This is a genomic window from Streptomyces sp. NPDC003456, from assembly GCF_042878735.1.
Classification (GTDB): domain Bacteria; phylum Actinomycetota; class Actinomycetes; order Streptomycetales; family Streptomycetaceae; genus Streptomyces.
This window is the reverse complement of sequence record NZ_JBIAOK010000003.1, coordinates 567,109-585,685: the sequence shown is the minus strand read 5'-3', so window position 1 is coordinate 585,685 and position 18,577 is coordinate 567,109. Positions and strand designations below refer to the sequence as shown.

Sequence of the window (18,577 nt, the reverse complement as noted above, 5' to 3'; positions counted from 1 at the left end):
GCGTGAATTCTACGGGTGCGCTGTGACACTCACGGGGCGAGGCTTTCGAGCGGAACGTGCGGATCCGCCAGATTGTCCGTGTTCACCTGGGCCCGGCTGCGCACCAGGTGCTGGATCTTGTCCGTGACGTTCCACACGTTCACGTTCATCCCGGCCAGCACCCGGCCGTCCTTCACCCAGAACGCGATGAACTCGCGCTTGCCCGCGTCGCCCCGCACGACCACCTGGTCGTAGGCGCCGGGCGGTGCCCAGCCTGAGTACTCCATGCCCAGGTCGTACTGGTCGGAGAAGAAGTACGGCACGCGGTCGTACGTCACGTCCCGGCCCAGCATGGAGCGCGCGGCGGCCGGGCCGCCGTTGAGGGCGTTGGCCCAGTGCTCGACGCGCATGCGGGTGTCGAACAGAGCGTGCGGGAAGGAGACGACGTCACCGGCCGCGTACACGTCCGGGTCGGAGGTGCGCAGGCGCTCGTCGACGACGATGCCGCCGCCGAGGGCGGGGTCGGCCACTTCCAGCCCGGCCGCCTCCGCGAGGTGGGTGCGCGGGGCCGCGCCGATGGCCGCCAGGACGTCGTGCGCCGGGTGCTCCTCGCCGTCGTCGGTGCGGGCCGCGAGGACCATGCCGTCCTGGCCGACGATCTCGGTCAGCCGGGCGCCGAAGTGGAAGCGGACGCCGTGGTCGCGGTGCAGCTCGGCGAAGAGCCCTCCGAGCTCCGGGCCGAGCACGCCGTGCAGCGGGGTCGGACCGTGCTCGACGACCGTGACCTCGGCGCCGTACTCGCGGGCCGCCGCCGCGACCTCCAGGCCGATCCAGCCGCCCCCGGCGATCACCAGGTGGCCGTTGTCGCGGCCGAGGTGGGCCAGGACGTGCTTGAGGCGTTCGGCGTGGGCCAGGCGCCGCAGGTGGTGCACGCCCGCCAGGTCCGTGCCCGGGATGTCGAGGCGGCGGGGCTCCGCGCCGGTCGCCAGGAGCAGCTTGTCGTAGCGCACCGCGGTGCCGTCGTCGCCGAAGCGGACCGTCCTGGCCGTGCGGTCGATCGCGACGACGGTCTGGCCGAGGTGCAGCTCGATGTCGTTCGCCGCGTACCAGGCCGCTTCGTGGACGAAGACGCTGTCGCGTTCCTCCTTGCCGAGCAGGTAGCCCTTGGACAGGGCCGGGCGCTCGTAGGGGTGGTCGCGTTCGTCGCAGATCAGTATCACGCGGCCGGTGAAGCCCTCCGCGCGGAGCGTCTCGGCCGCCTTGGCGCCCGCCAGTCCGCCTCCGACGATGACGAATGTCTGATCCGCGTCGACCACTTGATGCCTCCTCGTCAGGGTGTAGCCACGTGCGAGCCTCCCGCACGGAGCGTGATGCGGGAAGAGGGTGTGACCCGATCAGGCCACGCAGGGTCACCTTCGGTGTGCTCGTGTCCCGCCGGTCGCACCCGTCTCACGCGTGCCCCGTCAGCCGGGCGTGCAGCGACCGGGCCGAGGTGTCGGTGAGGGACGCGATCTGGTCGACGACGACCCGCTTGCGGGCGCGGTCGTCGGGCGCCCGGTCGAACAGGGCCCGGAACTGCGGGTCCAGGCCGTCCGGCGCCCGCGCGGTGAGCGCCTCGGCGAGTTCGGCGACGACGATCCGCTGGTCGGCGCGCAGGCGCTCCTGCTCGGCGCGCTGCATCACGTAGAGGTCGGCGACGGCCTTGAGCACCGCGCACTCCATCCGCGTCCCGCGCGGGACGACGAGTTCGGCGGCGTACCGGGTCAGTCGCCCCGGCCCGTACCGGGCCCGGGTCGCGGCCTCGGCCGCCAGGCAGAAGCGGCCGATGAGCTGGCTGGTGGCGTCCTTGAGGCGGGCCTGGGCGGCGGCGGTGCCGTCGTAGCCGTGCGGCCACCACTCCTGGGCGAGGAGCCGGTCGAGGGCCTCGGCGAGTTCGGCCGGGTCGGTGCCCGGGGGCACGTAGCGGCCGAGGGCGACCCGGAAGACGTCGTGGCGTTCGGGGTCGGCGTGCAGGCAGTTGGGGTCGATGTGGCCGGCGTGCAGGCCGTCCTCGACGTCGTGCACCGAGTAGGCCACGTCGTCGGACCAGTCCATGACCTGCGCCTCGAAGCAGGTGCGGGTGCCGGGGGCGTCCTTGCGGAACCAGTCGAAGACGGGCCGGTCGTCCTCGTAGACGCCGAACTTGGGCGAGTCCGGGTCGGTGGGGTGGCCGCCGCGGGGCCAGGGGTACTTGGTGGCCGCGTCGAGGGTGGCCCGGGTGAGGTTGAGGCCGACGGACCCCTCCGGGGTGAACCGCTTGGGCTCGATGCGGGTGAGGAGCCGGAGCGACTGGGCGTTGCCCTCGAAGCCGCCGCAGTCCGCGGCGAATTCGTTGAGGGCCTGTTCGCCGTTGTGGCCGAAGGGCGGGTGGCCGAGGTCGTGGGAGAGGCAGGCCGCTTCGACGAGGTCGGGGTCGCAGCCCAGGGCCGCGCCCAGCTCCCGGCCGACCTGGGCGCACTCCAGGGAGTGGGTGAGGCGGGTGCGGGGGCTGGCGTCCCAGGCGGGTCCGAGCGTGCCGGGGGTGACCACCTGGGTCTTGCCGGCGAGGCGGCGCAGGGCGGCGGAGTGGAGGACCCGGGCGCGGTCGCGCTGGAAGGCCGTGCGGCCGGGGCGCTTGTCGGGTTCGGGGGCCCAGCGGTCGACCGACGTCGGGTCGTAGGCCGGGGAGTTCTGTGTGGTGCCTGCCATGCGTCGACAGTACGGGCACGGGTGTGCTGTGCGCCGTCCGGTGTGACGAGTCCGGCGGTGTGGCGTGCGCGGGTCCGGCGTGGTGGGGCGCGTCCGCGCGGCGAAGGGGGGTGCCGCCACCGTCCCGCGCTCCTCGGCTGCTCGACTCCCCGGCTCCCCGGTTCCCCGGTTCCTCGGCTCCCGGCTCCTCGGCTCCCGGCTCCTCGGCTCCCGGCCTCTCAGGGCATCAGGCCGAGACCGGTTCCCGGGCCGCCGCCGGCCTCGCCCGTGCCTCGTCGTAGCGGTGCAGCAGGAGCCGGGCCAGGGCGGGGTGCGCGCCGAGGGGGGCCGCCGCGATCCACGGTGCCTGCCGGGCGCACTCGGTGGCGAAGCGGCCGGGGGCCGTGAAGCAGGAGGCGAGGGCGATGTGGTGGCGGCCCCTGGCCAGGAGGGTGCGCACGGCCTCCGGGACCGTGGGGGCCGCCGCCGAGGCGTAGGCCGGGACGACGGGCACGCCGAGGCGGGCCGCCAGGAGGTGGGCCGTGCGGGCGGTGTCCGCCCGGGCGTCCGGGTCGCGGGAGCCCGCCGCGGCGAGGACCACCGCGCTGGTGCGGCGGGGTGTCCCGCCCCAGCCGGCCTCCGTCAGGCGGTCCTGGAGGACGTCCACCAGGAGGGGGTGGGGGCCCAGCGGCGGCGCGAGGCGGGTGCGGGCCCGGGAGGCGGCGGCCGCCGCGGGGATGTCGTGCTTGACGTGGTGTCCGCGGGCCAGGAGCAGCGGGACGAGGACCGCCTCCCGGTCGCCGAGCGCGGCGAGCGTCCCGGGGAGCAGCGGGGCGTTCAGCTCGATGTGGCCGAGGTGCACCGGCACGTCGGGGCGCAGCGCCCGGACCCGGTCCAGGAGCGCACTCACCGTGCTCAGCGCACGGGGGTCGCGGCTGCCGTGGGCCACGGCCACGAGGGCGGGCGGGGCGGGCTGCGGGAGGGGGCGGGGCCTGCTGGACATACCTCCATGGTCGCCGGGGCGTGTGTCCGTCCCGTTGCGCGGGGGGTCACGGGGCTTTTCGGCCGGCTCACGTCCCGGGGCAGGCGCGCTGTGAGCCGCTGTGAGCTGCGGGTTTCGTCCGGCGGCGTGAAGCTCGTCACGGGGGCGGGGGTGAACCGCGCGGTCCGGTGGGGCGTCCCACAGGGTCGAGGGGCCGACCTGGGGAGGGACCGTCCGATGCGTCCAGTGACGTTGCGCAGACCGCGGCTGCCGCGCACCCGGCGGGGGCGGCGGCGCCTGGTGCAGGCGGTGATGGCCGGGTGCGTGCTCGCCCTGCTGCCCGCGACCTGGATGCACCTGGTGGCGGACGGGCGGCTGCGGTCGGCGGCGGACGTCCCGCGCACCGACGTGGCCGTGGTGTTCGGGGCCGGGCTGTGGGGCGGGGAGCCCTCGCCCTACCTCGCCCACCGGCTGGACGCGGCGGCCGGGCTGTACCGGGAGGGGAAGGTGCGGGTGGTGCTCGTCACCGGGGACAACAGCCGGGAGGACTACGACGAGCCGGACGCCATGCGCGCCTATCTGACCCGGCACGGGGTGCCCGACGGGCGGATCGTCAGCGACTACGCGGGGTTCGACACCTGGGACTCCTGCGTGCGCGCGAAGAAGATCTTCGGGGTGGACGAGGCGGTGCTGATCAGCCAGGGCTTCCACATCCGGCGGGCGGTGGCGCTGTGCCGGGCCGCCGGCGTGGAGTCCTACGGGGTCGGGGTGGACGCGGTGCACGACGCCACCTGGTACTACGGCGGCGCACGGGAGATCCTCGCGGCCGGGAAGGCCGCCGCGGACGCGGTGTTCCGCCCGGACCCGCGCTTCCTCGGGCCCCGCGAGCCGGGAGTGGACCGGGCGCTGGCCGCGGGCGGAGGACCGCCGCGGCCCGGCAGGCGTTGACAACGCTCGTGATCCATACGGCCAGGTCGTGTCCGGGCACCTCACGCGGGCGGGGCCGCGGCGGGGAGGTTGCCGTCCCGGCCGCGTAACAGGGGCCCGGCCCGGGCGTAACACGGCCGGCGCACGCTGGTCGGCATGCAGAGCACCGTGACGCCCACGCACTGCCCGTACTGCGCCCTGCAGTGCGGGATGAACCTCACGCCCGCGCCGGACGGGGGCGTCGCCGTGAGCGAGCGGGCGGACTTCCCGGTGAACCGGGGCGCGCTGTGCGGCAAGGGCCGTACCGCGCCGGCGCTGCTCGCGCGGGACGTCCGGCTGACCTCGCCGCTGGTGCGCGGCGGGGACGGCACGCTGGTGCCGGCCTCCTGGGACGAGGCGCTGGACCGGATCGCGGCGGGGCTTCGCCGCACGCGCGCCGCGTACGGCCCGGACGCGGTCGGGGTGTTCGGCGGCGGCGGGCTGACGAACGAGAAGGCGTACAGCCTCGGCAAGTTCGCACGGGTCGTGCTCGGCACCTCGCAGATCGACTACAACGGACGGTTCTGCATGTCTTCGGCCGCGGCGGCCGGGATCAGGGCGTTCGGGCTGGACCGCGGGCTGCCGTTCCCGCTGGAGGACGTCCCGGAGTCGGGGTGCGTGATCCTCGTCGGGTCGAACCCGGCGGAGACCATGCCGCCGTCGCTGCGGTACTTCACGCAGCTGCGGGACAACGGCGGCACCCTGATCGTCGTCGACCCGCGGCGGACCAGGACGGCCGAGCAGGCCGATCTGCACCTGGCGCCGCGGCCGGGCACCGACCTGGCCCTCGCCCTGGGGCTGCTGCACCTGGTGATCGCCGAGGGCCGGGTGGACGAGGAGTACGTCGCCGGCCGGACCACCGGCTGGGAGGAGGCCCGGGCCGCCGCCATGGCGCACTGGCCCGAGTACGTGGAGCGGATCACGGGGGTGTCCGTTCCCCGGCTGCGGGAGACCGTACGGCTGTTCTGCGAGCCCGAGTCGGCGATGGTGCTCACCGCGCGCGGGCCCGAGCAGCAGTCCAAGGGCACGGACACCGTGGGCGCCTGGATCAACCTGTGCCTGGCGACCGGCCGGCCGGGGCGCCCCCGGTCCGGGTACGGCTGTCTGACGGGGCAGGGCAACGGCCAGGGCGGGCGCGAACACGGGCAGAAGGCCGACCAGTTGCCGGGCTATCGCAAGCTCGACGACCCGGCGGCCCGGGCCCATGTCGCCGGGGTGTGGGGTGTGGACCCGGACAGCCTTCCGGGGCCGGGGCGCAGCGCGTACGAGCTGCTGGACGCGCTGGGCACCGACATCAGGTCGCTGCTGCTGATGGCGTCCAACCCGGTGGTGTCGGCGCCCCGGGCCGCGCACGTGGAGGAGCGGATCCGGTCGCTGGACTTCCTGGCGGTCTGCGACGTGGTGCTGTCGGAGACGGCGGCCCTCGCGGACGTGGTGCTGCCGGTCACGCAGTGGGCGGAGGAGACGGGCACGACGACGAACCTGGAGGGCCGGGTCCTGCTGCGCCGCCGGGCCGTCACGCCGCCGGAGGGCGTCCGCAGCGATCTGGAGGTCCTCGGCGAACTGGCCGCGCGGCTGGGCGTGGAGAAGGGTTTCCCGGCGGATCCGGAGGAGGTCTTCGAGGAGCTGCGGCGGGCGAGCGCGGGCGGGCCCGCGGACTACTCGGGGATCACGTACCGCAGGCTGGCCGAGGAGAACGGGGTCTTCTGGCCGTGCCCGGCCGAACCGCCGGCGCCGGACGGGACCGGCGGCACCGCGCCCGGCACGCCGAGGCCGCCCGACGGCCCCACCGGACGGGCGGCGGGCCCGCACCCGGCCACGCCGACCGGAGAGACGGCGGCCCCCCACTCCGGCACGCCGGGCGGAGAGGACGCGGGCGTGCACCCCGGCACCCCGCGGTTGTTCCTCGAGCGCTTCGCCACCGCCGACGGCCGGGCCCGGTTCGTGCCCGTCTCGCACCGGCCGATCGCCGAGGAACCGGACGAGGAGTACCCGCTGCTGCTCACCACCGGCCGGGTCGTGGCCCAGTACCAGTCCGGGGCGCAGACCCGCCGGGTGGCGGAGCTGAACGCCGCCGCGCCCGGGCCGTTCGTGGAACTGCATCCGCGGCTGGCGGCGCGGCTCGGCACGGCCGAGGGCGACCCGGTGGCGGTGGTGTCCCGTCGGGGCCGGGCCGTGGCCCCGGCGAGGATCACCGACACCATCCGTCCCGACACGGTCTTCATGCCCTTCCACTGGCCGGGCGAGGGCCGGGCGAACACCCTCACCAACCCCGCGCTCGACCCGACGTCGCGGATGCCGGAGTTCAAGGCGTGCGCGGTGCGGCTGGAGGCCGTCGAGCGGTAGCGGCGGGAGACGGCGAGGGCCTTCCGACCCGCACCGCGTCTCCCGGCACAGCCGAGGACCTCTCCGGCGCCGGCAGCACGCAGCAGGAGGTGCAGAATCGGTCCTGTGACCCTGCCCTTCTTCGTCTACGGCACCCTCCGCCCCGGGGAGGCCAACCACCGCCTCTTCCTGCACGGCCGCACCCGTTCCGAGGAGCCGGCCCGGCTGGCGGACACCGTGCTCTACGAGGGCCCGGGGTATCCGTACGCCGTCGAGGAGCCGGACGGCGGCGTGGTGCGCGGGGAGCTGGTGACCGCCCGGCCGGAGGCGTACGGGGAGCTGCTGGCGGAGCTGGACCGGCTGGAGGAGTACGTGCCGGGCGATCCGCTGAGCCTGTACGTGCGCGTGGAGCGGGAGGTCGTCCGCGACACGGACGGGGCGGGCGTCCGGGCCTGGGTCTATGTGGCGGGCCGGGGGGTGGCCGCGAGGCTGCGGGCCGCCGGACGGCGGGTCGAGGGCGGGGAGTGGCGGGGGCGCGGGTAGCGGCGGAGCCGGGAAGAGGAACACGGGCGAAGGCGGAGACCCCGGCGGGACGGATGCGGCCGTGGCCCCTGGGGGCCGGCCGTGGCCCCTCGCGCGGTTCCCCGCGCCCCCGGCGGGCGCCGCCCGACGGGTCAGGCCGCGTACGGGCGTTGAGCCCTGGCCTCGCGCAACGCCAGGCCCCACCAGACCAGTTGGTCCAGCATGGTCGCGGCCGCGGCGTCCGGGCCCGCGGGGTCGCGCAGGGCGCCCCGGTCGTCGAAGGACGCGCCGGCGTTGTGGAAGGACACGGTGTCGCGGACCGTCACGGCGTGCAGCTCGGCGAAGACCTGCCGCAGGTGCTCCGCGGCGCGCAGGCCCCCGGCCAGGCCGCCGTAGGAGACGAGGGCGACGGGCTTGGCCCGCCACTCGCCGTAGTGCCAGTCGACGAGGTTCTTCAGGCCCGCCGGGAAGGAGTGGTTGTACTCGGGGGTGAGGACCACGAAGGCGTCCGCCCGGGCCAGCTTCGGGGTGACGCCGGACAGGGCGGCCCGCGCCTCGGGGGTCGGTTCGAGGGACGTCGGCAGGGCGGCCTCGGCGACGTCGACGACCTCGGCGACCAGGTCGTCGCGGCCCCGCAGCCGGGCGAGGAGCCAGTCGGCGACCACGGGGCCGAAGCGGCCGTGGCGGTTGCTGCCGACGACGAGGGTCACCCGGAGCGGCTCGGCGGCGGCCGGGTGGACGGCGGTGTGCGCGGTGTTCGTGTTCATGCGGCACAGCCTGATACCTCAACCTTCGTCGAGGTCAAGCCCGGCCGCGCCACGGCGGGTCACCCGTTCACCCCCGCCCCGCGGGCATTTCCGCCCCGCGCCCGGCGCACGCGCCTGACCAGCCGAAACGCTCCTGACGGGCCGTCGGGGACCGGTGTGCACGACACCCGTTCACCCCAATTCTGACGCCCACTCAGAAAGCGGGCCGGCCGGGCACCCCGTTACCTCGGAAGGGCAGGCGCCCGACCGAACCGCTCGAAGGAGCACCGATGCGACGTACCGCCCGTCCGCTGACCGGCACCGCGCTCGTCGTGGCCGCCGCGGCCCTGGCCGCCGCCCCCGCGTACGGCGCGCAGACCGGTGAGCTGGAGCTGTCGCCGGCGTCGGTGGTCCCCGGCGGGCAGGTCGGCGTACGGACGGCGGCCTGCGGCACCGGGGGTACGGCGACGGGTGACGCCGGTGCGGTCGGCGCCGGGGTCCTGCACCTCGCGGCGGAGCGCGGGCAGGACGCGACCGGGCGGTTCCGGGTGCCGCCGGGTGCGCAGCCCGGCACGTACGAGATCGTCGCGACGTGCGCCGGGAGCGGGCGGCGGGTCACCGGCGACCTGGTGGTCACGCTGACCCCGGCGCGCGAGCAGGTGCACCCGCGAGGAAGTGTCAAGACGGGGGTCGGCGGCGCTCTGGGCCCCGACCCCGTGCAGACCGCGGCCGGGGTGACGGCGCTCGCCGTCGCCGCCGCGGGCGGTACCTGGCTCCTGCATCGCCGGGCGAGAGGCGACGGGATCTGACGGACATCCTCCGCTGTCCGTCGCCGGTACCGCATGTCCCTCCCCCTCCGGGTCCGACGCCCCTCGCGGCCCGGAGGGGGATCGGGGCCGACTCCCCCGCCGCGTCCGGGGGCCGAGGAAGGGGTGGGTATGCGCGGGTTCCCCCGGACCGGCGGTCCCGTCGACGCCGCCCTGACGGCCGTGACGCTGTTCGCCCTGTGCTCCGGGGCCTGGCTGCTGCGCGACGGCGCCGCGGCGCCCGGTCCGCCCCAGCCCTCCGCGGCGCAGGCCGGGGCCGGGCAGGACGGCAGGGGCGCCCGGGAGAGCCCGGGTTCCGCCGTGCCGGCGCTGCCGCCCTCACCGCCGCGGCGCATCCGCGTCCCGGCGATCCGGGTGGACGCCCCGCTGACCGGGCTGGGGCTGACCCGGGCCGGCAGCCTCGACGTACCGCCCGCGGCGCGCCCGGAGCTCGCCGGGTGGTACGAGGCCGGCACCACGCCCGGGGAACGGGGTACCGCGATCGTGGCCGGCCACGTCGACAACGCCGAGGGCCCGGCCGTCTTCTACCGCCTGGGCTCCCTGGCCAAGGGGAGCACCATCGAGGTGGACCGCCGGGACGGACGGGTCGCGGTGTTCACCGTGGACGCCGTCGAGGTGTACGACGCGCGGGACTTCCCCGACGCGAAGGTCTACGGCCCCGCCCGCCGGCCCGAGTTGCGGGTCATCACCTGCGGCGGCGGCTGGTCACGCGGCACCGGGTACCGGGGGAACGTCGTCGTCTTCGCGCACCTCACCGGCAGCCGGTGATCCGCCGAGGACGTGGAGCCTGCCCCACGCGCCCAGCGGTTCCAGCGCGGCGTTGAGGGAGACGCCCCGCGGGGTCAGCGAGTACTCCACGCGCGGCGGCACCTCGTCGTACGCCTCACGGTGCACCAGCCCGTCGGCCTCCATCTCGCGCAGCTGCGCGGCGAGCACCTTCTCGGTGACGCCCGGCAGTTCCCGGCGCAGCTCGCCGAAGCGGTGCGGCCGCTCGTGCAGCGCCCAGAGGACCAGCACCTTCCACTTGCCGCCGATGACGTCCATCGCCGCGTCGATCCCGCACACGTACGCCCCCGGCCTGCGCCCCGCCGTCCCCATGCCCGCGCTCCTCCCTGCCGCTGCCAGGATGCTTCCCGCGAGGTAACCACCCACTTCCGAGTGCGTACTTGAGCAGGCGATTCCCCCCGACGAGCCTAGACGCCATGACCGACACCGCAGTTGCTCCCCGTACTCCCGTCACCCTGCTCGGCACCGGCGCCATGGGCACCGCACTGGCCCGGGCCTGGCTCGCCGCCGGGCACCCGGTGACCGTCTGGAACCGCACGCCCGCCCGGGCCGAGGCCCTGGCCGCCGAGGGCGCGGTCGTCGCGCCGAGCGCCGCCGCCGCGGTCGCGGCCAACCGCCTGGTGATCGTCTGCCTGCTGGACGACGCCTCCGTCGGCGAGGCCCTCGACGCGGCCGGTCTCGCCGGGCGCGACCTGGTGAACCTCACCACCGGCACGCCCGGCGAGGCCCGTGCGCGCGGCGCCTGGGCCGAGGCGCGCGGCGCCCGGTTCCTGGACGGCGGGATCATGGCCGTACCGCCGATGATCGGCGCGCCCCGGTCCGGCGGCTACGTCTTCTACAGCGGCTCGCCCGCACTGTTCGAGGAGCACCGCGACACCCTGGCCGTCCCGGCCGCGACCCGTTACGTCGGCGCCGACCCGGGCTTCGCCGCGCTGCACGACGTGGCGCTGCTGAGCGCGATGACCGGCATGTTCGCGGGCATCACCCACGCCTTCGCGCTGATCCGCCCGGAGGACCTCGCGCCGCGGGAGTTCGCGCCGCTGCTCGCCGACTGGCTGACCGCGATGGCCCCGGCCGTGCACGGGACGGCCGAGCGGCTGGAGAGCGGTGACTACACCGGGGGCGTGGTCTCCCGCCTCGACATGCAGGTCGCGGGCAACGCCACCCTGCTGCGCACGGCCGGGGAGCAGCGGGTCAGCCCGGAGCTGCTGACGCCGTTCATGGCGCTGATGGAACGGCGGCTGGCCCAGGGCCACGGCGACGAGGACGGCACGGGGACGATCGAGCTGCTGGACCTGCGGAGCCGGGCGGACGTCTGAGGCCGGCTGCGCCGGGGCCCGGTCCGCGAGGCCGCCCGGTCACTGCTCGTCGACGCGCTCGCAGACGACGATCCGGCAGCAGCAGGCGTCGGCGCTGCGCCACCGCCCCGGCCCCGAGCCCCCCGGCCTCCGGCTGCTCAAGGGCGCGCAGCGCGCCCCGGGCGCGGGCGAGGCGCAGGGGGTCAGGCGAGCCACTGCTCGTAGGCGAGGTTCGCCACCAGGGCGAAGACCACCGTCAGCAGGACGATGCGGACGAAGCCGCTGCCCTTCTTCAGGGCGGTGCGGGCGCCCAGGGTGCCGCCCGCCAGGTTGAACACGGCCATCAGGGCGGCCAGCTGCCACAGGACCGTGCCCTGCCAGGCGAAGGTGGCGAGGGCCCCGGCGTTGGTGCAGCAGTTGACGATCTTGGCGGTGGCGGAGGCGGTGACGAGGTCGAGGTGGAGGACGGCGGTGAGCGTGAGGACCAGGAAGGTGCCGGTGCCGGGGCCGATGAGCCCGTCGTAGAAGCCGATGCCCAGGCCCGCGAGGCCGATCGCCGCGAGGATCCGGCGGGGTCCGGCCGGGCCGGGGGCGGGGGCCGTGCCGAAGGCGGGCCGCAGGATCACGAAGGCGGCCACCCCGAGCAGCACCACCATGATCACCGGCTTGAGCACCTCGGTGCTCATCCCGGCCGCGAAGAAGGCCCCGGCGGAGGACCCGGCCAGGGCGGCCAGCCCGATGCGGATCGCCGTCCGGACGTCGACCGGGGCCCTGCGGGCGTAGGTGACCGCCGCGCCGGTGGTGCCCACGATGGCGACGGCCTTGTTGGTGCCCAGCGCGTACGCGGCGGGCGTGTGCGACGGCAGCCCCAGCAGCAGCGCCGGCAGCAGCAGCAGGCCGCCCCCGCCGACCACGGCGTCGATCCACCCGGCGGCGAGGGCCGCGACGCAGAGCAGGACGACCACGGTCAGCGATATGTCGGGCACGACGGCGACCCTATGCGACGCCCCCGCGGCGCCTCACACCGGCCGTCCTCGCACGTCAGCAACCCTCACACGCGCCCGCCGCCGCCGCTGAGGGCAGCGTTCCCGGCGGGAAACAGCGGGGATGCGGCCGGGTAACACCGGCACCGCACGCTCGGGACATGACCTCGAACGAGCGTGTGGTGGTGATCGGCACCGGCCTGGCGGGCGTACGGCTCGCCCGGCGGCTCGGTGAGCTGGGCACGCCCGCACTGCTGATCGGCGAGGAGGAGCACCGGCCCTACAACCGGGTCCTGCTCGCCGAGGTGCTGGCCGGACGGTACAGCCCGGAGGTGATCGCCCTGCCGGCGCCCGCGGACCTGCTGCGCGCCCGGGTCACCGGGATCGACCGCGGGCGGCGGACCGTCGTCTGCGCGGACGGTTCGCAGATCGCCTACGGCCGGCTGGTCCTCGCCACCGGCTCCAACCCCGTCCTGCCGCCCCTGCGGGGGCTGTTCACCGGCGACGGCGAACTGCCCGAGGGCGTCCACGCGTTCCGCACCCTGGACGACTGCCTGGGCCTGTCGAAGGCGGTCCGGCCCGGGGTGCGGGCGGTCGTCGTCGGCGGGGGCCTGCTGGGGGTCTCCGCGGCCCGGGCCCTGGCCCTGCGCGGGGCCCAGGTGGTGCTCGCCCAGCAGTCCGAGCGGCTGATGGAGCGCCAGCTCGACCCGGCCGCGTCCGCGCTCGTCCGCCGGCACCTGACCGGGCTGGGCGTCGAGGTGCACACCGAGTGCCGCGTGCGGGACGTGCGCTGCGTCGCGGGCGCCGTCCGCTCGGTGGAGCTGGCCGACGGGTACGCGCTCGACGCCGACCTGGTCGTCGTCGCCTGCGGGGTCCGCCCCCGGGTCGGCCTCGCGCAGGCCGCCGGGCTCGACGTGCGCGAGGGCGTCGTCGTCGACGACGCCCTGCGCACCTCCGACCCGTACGTCCACGCCGTCGGCGACTGCGCCCGGCACGACGGCGTCCTGTACGGACTCGCCGCCCCGGCGCTCGAACAGGCCGACGCCCTGGCCCGGCTGCTGGCCGGTGACCCGGCCGCCCGCTACACCGGCACCCGCTCCCTGACCCGGCTCACGCTGACCGGCCGGGACGGCCCCTTCGACCTCGCCGCGTTCGGCGAGACCGACGCGCTCCCGGGCGACGACGTCGTCCAGCTCGCCGACGCCACCCGCGGCACCTACCGCAAGGTCGTCGTCCGCGACGACCGCCTGGTCGGCGGGGTCCTCGTCGGCGAACTCGGCACCGTCGGCGCGCTCGCCCGCGCCTGGGAGGGAGCAGAGCCGCTCCCTGCCGACGGCGGCCCGCTGCTCCACCTGCTCACCAACGATGGAGGCTCCTGATGACGGCCACCCCGGGGGCGACCCCCACGATCGTGCTCGTCGGCCACGGCATGGTCGGCCAGCGCTTCCTCGAAGCGCTCGCCGAGCGCGGCCTGACCGCCACGCACCGCGTGGTGGTGCTCTGCGAGGAGCCGCGCCCGGCCTACGACCGCGTCCAGCTCACCTCGTACTTCTCCGGCCGGACGCCCGAGGAGCTGTCCCTGACGGACGCGCGGTTCCTCGCCGACCACGGCATCGAGCTGCGCGTCGGCGACCCGGCGGTCTGCGTGGACCGCGAGGCCCGCACGGTCACCGCCCGGTCCGGTGAGGTCGTCGGCTACGACGTCCTCGTCCTGGCCACCGGCTCCTACCCGTTCGTGCCGCCGGTCCCGGGCAAGGACGCCGAGGGCTGCTTCGTCTACCGCACGATCGAGGACCTGCTCGCGATCGAGGAGTACGCGAAGACCGCCACCACCGGTGCCGTGGTCGGCGGCGGCCTGCTCGGGCTGGAGGCCGCGGGCGCGCTGAAGGGCCTCGGACTGACCTCGCACATCGTGGAGTTCGCCCCGCGGCTGATGCCCGTCCAGGTCGACGAGGGCGGGGGTGCCGCGCTGCTGCGCACCATCGAGGGGATGGGCCTGAGCGTCCACACCGGTGTCGGCACACAGGAGATCCTCGTCGGTGAGGACGGCGCCGTCACCGGCATGAGGCTGTCCGACGGCTCCGCACTCGCCACCGACCTCGTGGTGTTCTCCGCCGGTGTCCGCCCGCGCGACCAGCTGGCCCGCGACTGCGGCCTGACGGTCGGCGAGCGCGGCGGCATCGCCGTGGACGAGCAGTGCCGCACGGTCGGCGACCCGCGGGTGTTCGCGATCGGCGAGTGCGCGCTGGCGGCGGACGGCCGGGTGTACGGGCTGGTGGCGCCCGGCTACGAGCAGGCCGAGACGGCGGCGGCCGTGATCGCCTCCGACGAGGCCTCCTTCACCGGCGCGGACCTGTCCACCAAGCTGAAGCTGCTCGGGGTGGACGTGGCGTCCTTCGGCGACGCGCACGGCACCGCCGAGGACTGCCTGGACGTGGTGTACTCCGACTCCCGCGCGGGCCTGTACAAGAAGCTGGTCATCGGCCGCGACGGCACGCTGCTCGGCGGCATCCTGGTCGGCGACGCGGAGGCGTACGGCACGCTGAAGGCGTTCACCGGGTCCGTGCCGCCGGTCGCGCCGGAGTCGCTGGTGCTGCCCGCCGGGGCCGGGCAGCCGGCCGCGCTCGGCCCGTCGGCGCTGCCGGACGAGGCGATCGTCTGCTCCTGCCACAACGTCTCCAAGGGCACGATCCGCGGCGCGGTCACCGACCACCGCTGCACCACCGTGCCGGAGGTGAAGAAGTGCACCAAGGCCGGCACCGGCTGCGGCTCGTGCGTGAAGGTCCTCGGGCAGCTCGTCGACGCCGAGCTGGAGGCGAGCGGCGTCGAGGTCGACAAGGGCCTGTGCGGCTGCTTCGCGCAGACCCGCGAGGAGCTGTACGAGATCGTCCTCGCCCTGCGCGTGACCAGCTACCAGGACCTGCTCGACCGCCACGGCCGGGAGGAGGCCCGGGGCGGGGACGGCTGCGAGGTGTGCAAGCCCACCGTCGGCTCGATCATCGCCTCCCTCGCCCCGGCGATCGGCGCGAGCGGCTACGTCCTGGACGGCGAGCAGGCCGCCCTGCAGGACACCAACGACCACTTCCTGGCGAACCTGCAGAAGAACGGCTCGTACTCCGTCGTGCCCCGCATCCCCGGCGGCGAGATCGCCCCGGAGAAGCTGATCGTCATCGGCGAGATCGCCCGCGACTTCGGGCTCTACACGAAGATCACCGGCGGCCAGCGCATCGACATGTTCGGCGCCCGCGTCGAGCAGCTCCCGCTGATCTGGGCCCGCCTGGTCGACGCCGGCTTCGAGTCCGGCCACGCCTACGGCAAGTCGCTGCGCACGGTGAAGTCCTGCGTGGGGCAGACCTGGTGCCGCTACGGCGTCCAGGACTCGGTGCGCATGGCGATCGACCTGGAGCTGCGCTACCGGGGACTGCGCTCGCCGCACAAGCTGAAGTCGGCCGTCTCGGGCTGCCAGCGCGAGTGCGCCGAGGCGCAGTCCAAGGACTTCGGCGTGATCGCCACCGCCAACGGCTGGAACCTCTACGTCGGTGGCAACGGCGGTGCCACGCCCCGCCACGCGGACCTGCTCGCGCAGGACCTGTCGGACGCCGAACTGGTGCGCCTGATCGACCGGTTCCTGATGTTCTACATCCGCACGGCCGACCGGCTGGAGCGCACCTCGACCTGGCTGGAGCGGATCCCGGGCGGCCTGGACCACGTGCGGGACGTCGTCGTGCACGACTCGCTCGGCATCTGCGCGGAGCTGGAGGAGCTGATGCGGGCGCATGTCGCGCACTACCGCGACGAGTGGGCCGAGACCGTCAACGACCCCGAGAAGCTGGCCCGGTTCGTGTCGTTCGTCAACGCCCCGGACACCCCCGACCCCGTCGTCGCCTTCGTCCCGGAGCGCGACCAGATGAAGCCCGACCTGCCGCTGCTGTCCCTCGGCATGCGACCCGCCGACGACGTACTGGAAGGAAGCGCCCAGCGATGACCCTGGCACCCGAGACCACCGGCCTGAAGGTCGAACTGGCCCTGGACGGCGACTGGTTCGCGATCTGCGACCTCAGCGCGCTGCTGCCGGGCCGCGGGGTGGCGGCCCTGCTGCCCGGCGGGCGCCAGGCCGCGCTCTTCCGCGACCGCTCCGGCGCGCTCTTCGCCATCGACAACCGCGACCCCTTCACGGGCGCGGCCGTCCTCTCCCGGGGCCTGACGGGCACCCACCGGGGCCGCCCGTTCGTGGCCTCACCGCTGCTGAAGCAGCGCTTCGACCTGGTGTCGGGCCGGTGCCTGGACGACGAGACGGTCCGGGTGACGGCGTACGAGGTGCGCGCCGCCTGAAGACCCGCCACCGGGACCCACGACGAACGGCCTGCGGCCGGGGGGCGATCCGCCCCCCGGCCGCCACGCGTTGTCCATGCTCCGTCAACCCGGCGCCCCTAGCGTTCCACCCGCCCTCCCCAGCTCCCAGCACGACCCCGCCGTCGACCGGCGGCGGGGCGGTACGGCACTTGATGGAGTGAGAGTGGAACGTCGCAGTCTCCTGCGTGCGGCCGTCCTCGGCGGTACCTCGGCCGCGCTGGGCGGAACCCTGTGGCGCGGCGCCGCGTACGCCGCCCCCGCCCAGCCCGGCGCCGGCCCCTACGGCCCGCTCGGTTCCCCCGACGCCAACGGCATCAGGCTCCCCGCCGGCTTCACCAGCCGGGTCGTGGCCCGCTCCGGCCAGCGGGTCGGCAGCACCTCCTACACCTGGCACAACGCCCCGGACGGCGGCGCCTGTTACGCCGACGGCACGGGCTGGATCTACGTCTCCAACTCCGAGATCAACCCCTCGGGCGGCGCGAGCGCGGTGGTGTTCTCCGCGACGGGCGCGATCACCGGCGCGTACCGGATCCTGTCCGGCACGCGGCAGAACTGCGCGGGCGGCAGGACACCCTGGAACACCTGGCTGTCCTGCGAGGAGGTGGACCGCGGCTACGTCTACGAGACCGACCCGTGGGGCGTGAAGCCGGCGGTGCGCCGGGACGCGATGGGCCGGTTCAAGCACGAGGCGGCGGCGGCCGACCCGGTCCGGCGCGTCGTCTACCTCACCGAGGACGTCAGCGACGGCTGCTTCTACCGCTTCCGCCCGACGACGTGGGGCGACCTGTCCTCGGGCACGCTGGAGGTGCTGGTGGCGGGCAGCGGCACCAGCGGCCCGGTCACCTGGGCCCGCGTGCCCGACCCCTCCGGCGCGACCGCCACCCGCAACCAGGTCTCCGGCGCCAAGCGCTTCAACGGCGGCGAGGGCTGCTACTACGCGAACGACACGTGCTGGTTCACCACCAAGGGCGACAACCGCGTCTGGCAGTACGACGCGGCCGCGCAGACCATCGAACTCGCCTACGACGACTCGCTGGTGACCGGCGGCAGCGCCCCCCTGACCGGTGTCGACAACGTCACCGGCTCCGCCTCCGGCGACCTCTTCGTCGCCGAGGACGGCGGCACGATGGACATCTGCGTCATCACCCCCGCCGACGTGGTCGCCCCGTTCCTGCGCGTCGAGGGCCAGTCCGGCTCGGAGATCACCGGCCCGGCCTTCTCCCCCGACGGCACCCGCCTGTACTTCTCCAGCCAGCGCGGCACCACGGGCAGCTCCTCGGGCGGCATCACCTACGAGGTCCGGGGGCCGTTCCGGGCGTGACCCCGGTGCGCCCCCTCCTGCACCGGGCCCGCCGGTGACCATCGGCGGGCCCGGGCGTTCCTCCGTTCGGGCAGCTCGTCCGGGCTGCCGTGCCGACGGAAGGGACATCACCGTGGACACGACCGTGCCCGCCTCCGACGTACCGCTCGTCCTGCCGCGCGAGGAGTGGGTCAGGACGCTGCCGCAGGGCATCGTCGCCTCCTGCGTGCTGCTGCTCGACGCGCAGGACCGGATGCTGCTGCTGCGCTATGCCGCGGGCCAGCCGGGGGCGGGGATGTGGGGGCTGCCGGGCGGGATGCTGGACCACGGCGAGGACCCCGTCACCGCGGCCCGCCGCGAGGTGCACGAGGAGACCGGCCTGGTGCTGGACGCGCCGCTCCGGCTCCTCGGCTACGACCACCGGTCCGACGTGCTGGACACCGGCCCGGTGATCGACTTCTACTTCTTCGGCGGCCGGCTTCCGTCGCCGCTGTCCGTCCGCCGCAGCGCGGAGCACGACGACGACGGCCTGTTCGCCCCGGGCGACCTCGCCGGCACGTCCCTGTCGCCCGAGCTCCCCGCCCTGGCGGCCCTGCACGCGGCGGCCCTGACCGGCACGGTGGTGTGCCTGCGGGAGAGCCGGCCCCTGTGACCGGCGGCGGGGGGAGCCCGCCCGCGCACCGGCGGGCCCGGCCCCGGACAGGCCGGAGGAGCGGGGGCGGCACCTCCGCACACAAGGTGCCGCCCCCGCTCTTCTCCGTGGGCTGGAGCCGCCGCGATCGGTGAGGGTCGGGGACCGTCGGC

At 75.4% G+C, this 18,577-nt stretch carries 17 protein-coding genes; 11 read left to right on the top strand and 6 right to left on the bottom strand.

What is annotated here, in order from left to right; translation table 11 throughout:
* Window positions 1–29: 29 nt before the first annotated feature.
* The 3 genes from ACFYWG_RS13595 to ACFYWG_RS13585 all read right to left on the bottom strand — a co-directional run bounded on the left by ACFYWG_RS13595 (window position 30) and on the right by ACFYWG_RS13585 (window position 3,688).
* Window positions 30–1,295: an NAD(P)/FAD-dependent oxidoreductase gene (locus ACFYWG_RS13595; protein WP_385413301.1), complete on the bottom strand. Its 1,266-nt coding sequence runs from the start codon at window positions 1,293–1,295 to the stop codon at window positions 30–32.
* A 133-nt stretch (window positions 1,296–1,428) separates the two neighbouring features.
* Entirely contained in the window at window positions 1,429–2,706 is a 1,278-nt protein-coding gene (locus ACFYWG_RS13590; protein ID WP_376323159.1) for a deoxyguanosinetriphosphate triphosphohydrolase, read from the bottom strand.
* A 226-nt stretch (window positions 2,707–2,932) separates the two neighbouring features.
* Window positions 2,933–3,688: a sirohydrochlorin chelatase gene (locus ACFYWG_RS13585; RefSeq protein WP_383502592.1), complete on the bottom strand. Its 756-nt coding sequence runs from the start codon at window positions 3,686–3,688 to the stop codon at window positions 2,933–2,935.
* Window positions 3,689–3,904: 216 nt separating this feature from the next.
* Between ACFYWG_RS13585 and ACFYWG_RS13580 the strand changes: the two genes are divergently transcribed.
* From ACFYWG_RS13580 to ACFYWG_RS13570, 3 genes are all read left to right on the top strand, one after another.
* The gene (locus ACFYWG_RS13580) at window positions 3,905–4,615 is read left to right on the top strand and encodes a vancomycin high temperature exclusion protein (protein ID WP_383502589.1); all 711 of its coding nucleotides are present in this window, start codon (window positions 3,905–3,907) and stop codon (window positions 4,613–4,615) included.
* A gap of 135 nt (window positions 4,616–4,750) precedes the next feature.
* Window positions 4,751–6,979, top strand: coding sequence for a molybdopterin oxidoreductase family protein (locus tag ACFYWG_RS13575; protein ID WP_389201280.1), 2,229 nt, complete (start codon window positions 4,751–4,753; stop codon window positions 6,977–6,979).
* Between the two features lie 105 nt (window positions 6,980–7,084).
* The gene (locus ACFYWG_RS13570; protein WP_389201278.1) at window positions 7,085–7,501 is read left to right on the top strand and encodes a gamma-glutamylcyclotransferase family protein; all 417 of its coding nucleotides are present in this window, start codon (window positions 7,085–7,087) and stop codon (window positions 7,499–7,501) included.
* A gap of 131 nt (window positions 7,502–7,632) precedes the next feature.
* Here ACFYWG_RS13570 and ACFYWG_RS13565 read toward each other — a convergent pair whose 3' ends face one another.
* On the bottom strand, window positions 7,633–8,247 hold the full coding sequence (locus ACFYWG_RS13565; protein ID WP_383502580.1) for an NADPH-dependent FMN reductase: 615 nt from the start codon (window positions 8,245–8,247) through the stop codon (window positions 7,633–7,635).
* 269 nt (window positions 8,248–8,516) lie between these two features.
* Here ACFYWG_RS13565 and ACFYWG_RS13560 point away from each other — a divergent pair, with 269 nt between their 5' ends.
* Together ACFYWG_RS13560 and ACFYWG_RS13555 are read left to right on the top strand one after the other, a co-directional pair.
* Window positions 8,517–9,035: a hypothetical protein gene (locus ACFYWG_RS13560; RefSeq protein WP_376323147.1), complete on the top strand. Its 519-nt coding sequence runs from the start codon at window positions 8,517–8,519 to the stop codon at window positions 9,033–9,035.
* A gap of 129 nt (window positions 9,036–9,164) precedes the next feature.
* Window positions 9,165–9,821 (top strand): class F sortase, encoded by a 657-nt coding sequence (locus ACFYWG_RS13555; RefSeq protein ID WP_383502577.1) that lies wholly within the window; start codon window positions 9,165–9,167, stop codon window positions 9,819–9,821.
* Here ACFYWG_RS13555 and ACFYWG_RS13550 read toward each other — a convergent pair.
* On the bottom strand, window positions 9,759–10,151 hold the full coding sequence (locus ACFYWG_RS13550) for a winged helix-turn-helix transcriptional regulator (protein WP_385413312.1): 393 nt from the start codon (window positions 10,149–10,151) through the stop codon (window positions 9,759–9,761). The genes ACFYWG_RS13555 and ACFYWG_RS13550 overlap by 63 nt on opposite strands.
* A 104-nt stretch (window positions 10,152–10,255) precedes the next feature.
* On the opposite strand from ACFYWG_RS13550, the gene ACFYWG_RS13545 reads away from it, so the two are divergent.
* Window positions 10,256–11,158, top strand: coding sequence for an NAD(P)-dependent oxidoreductase (locus ACFYWG_RS13545; RefSeq protein WP_385413315.1), 903 nt, complete (start codon window positions 10,256–10,258; stop codon window positions 11,156–11,158).
* A gap of 182 nt (window positions 11,159–11,340) precedes the next feature.
* Here ACFYWG_RS13545 and ACFYWG_RS13540 read toward each other — a convergent pair whose 3' ends face one another.
* The gene (locus tag ACFYWG_RS13540; RefSeq protein ID WP_383502566.1) at window positions 11,341–12,123 is read right to left on the bottom strand and encodes a sulfite exporter TauE/SafE family protein; all 783 of its coding nucleotides are present in this window, start codon (window positions 12,121–12,123) and stop codon (window positions 11,341–11,343) included.
* Window positions 12,124–12,281: 158 nt separating this feature from the next.
* On the opposite strand from ACFYWG_RS13540, the gene ACFYWG_RS13535 reads away from it, so the two are divergent.
* The 5 genes from ACFYWG_RS13535 to ACFYWG_RS13515 all read left to right on the top strand — a co-directional run bounded on the left by ACFYWG_RS13535 (window position 12,282) and on the right by ACFYWG_RS13515 (window position 18,425).
* A complete protein-coding gene (locus ACFYWG_RS13535; RefSeq protein WP_389201275.1) occupies window positions 12,282–13,499 on the top strand; it encodes an NAD(P)/FAD-dependent oxidoreductase in 1,218 nt (405 codons plus the stop codon).
* Window positions 13,499–16,105 (top strand): nitrite reductase large subunit NirB, encoded by a 2,607-nt coding sequence (nirB, locus tag ACFYWG_RS13530; protein ID WP_383502563.1) that lies wholly within the window; start codon window positions 13,499–13,501, stop codon window positions 16,103–16,105. The genes ACFYWG_RS13535 and nirB overlap by 1 nt, the downstream gene beginning before the upstream one ends.
* The gene (gene nirD, locus ACFYWG_RS13525) at window positions 16,102–16,452 is read left to right on the top strand and encodes a nitrite reductase small subunit NirD (RefSeq protein WP_383502560.1); all 351 of its coding nucleotides are present in this window, start codon (window positions 16,102–16,104) and stop codon (window positions 16,450–16,452) included. Before nirB ends, nirD begins: the two co-directional genes overlap by 4 nt.
* 184 nt (window positions 16,453–16,636) lie before the next feature.
* Window positions 16,637–17,794 carry an alkaline phosphatase PhoX gene (locus ACFYWG_RS13520; protein ID WP_383502557.1) on the top strand — a complete coding sequence of 386 codons (1,158 nt, stop codon included), beginning with the start codon at window positions 16,637–16,639 and terminating at the stop codon, window positions 17,792–17,794.
* 112 nt (window positions 17,795–17,906) lie between these two features.
* Complete coding sequence (locus tag ACFYWG_RS13515) at window positions 17,907–18,425, top strand: NUDIX hydrolase (RefSeq protein WP_385413320.1); 519 nt, start codon at window positions 17,907–17,909, stop codon at window positions 18,423–18,425.
* Window positions 18,426–18,577 lie beyond the last annotated feature (152 nt).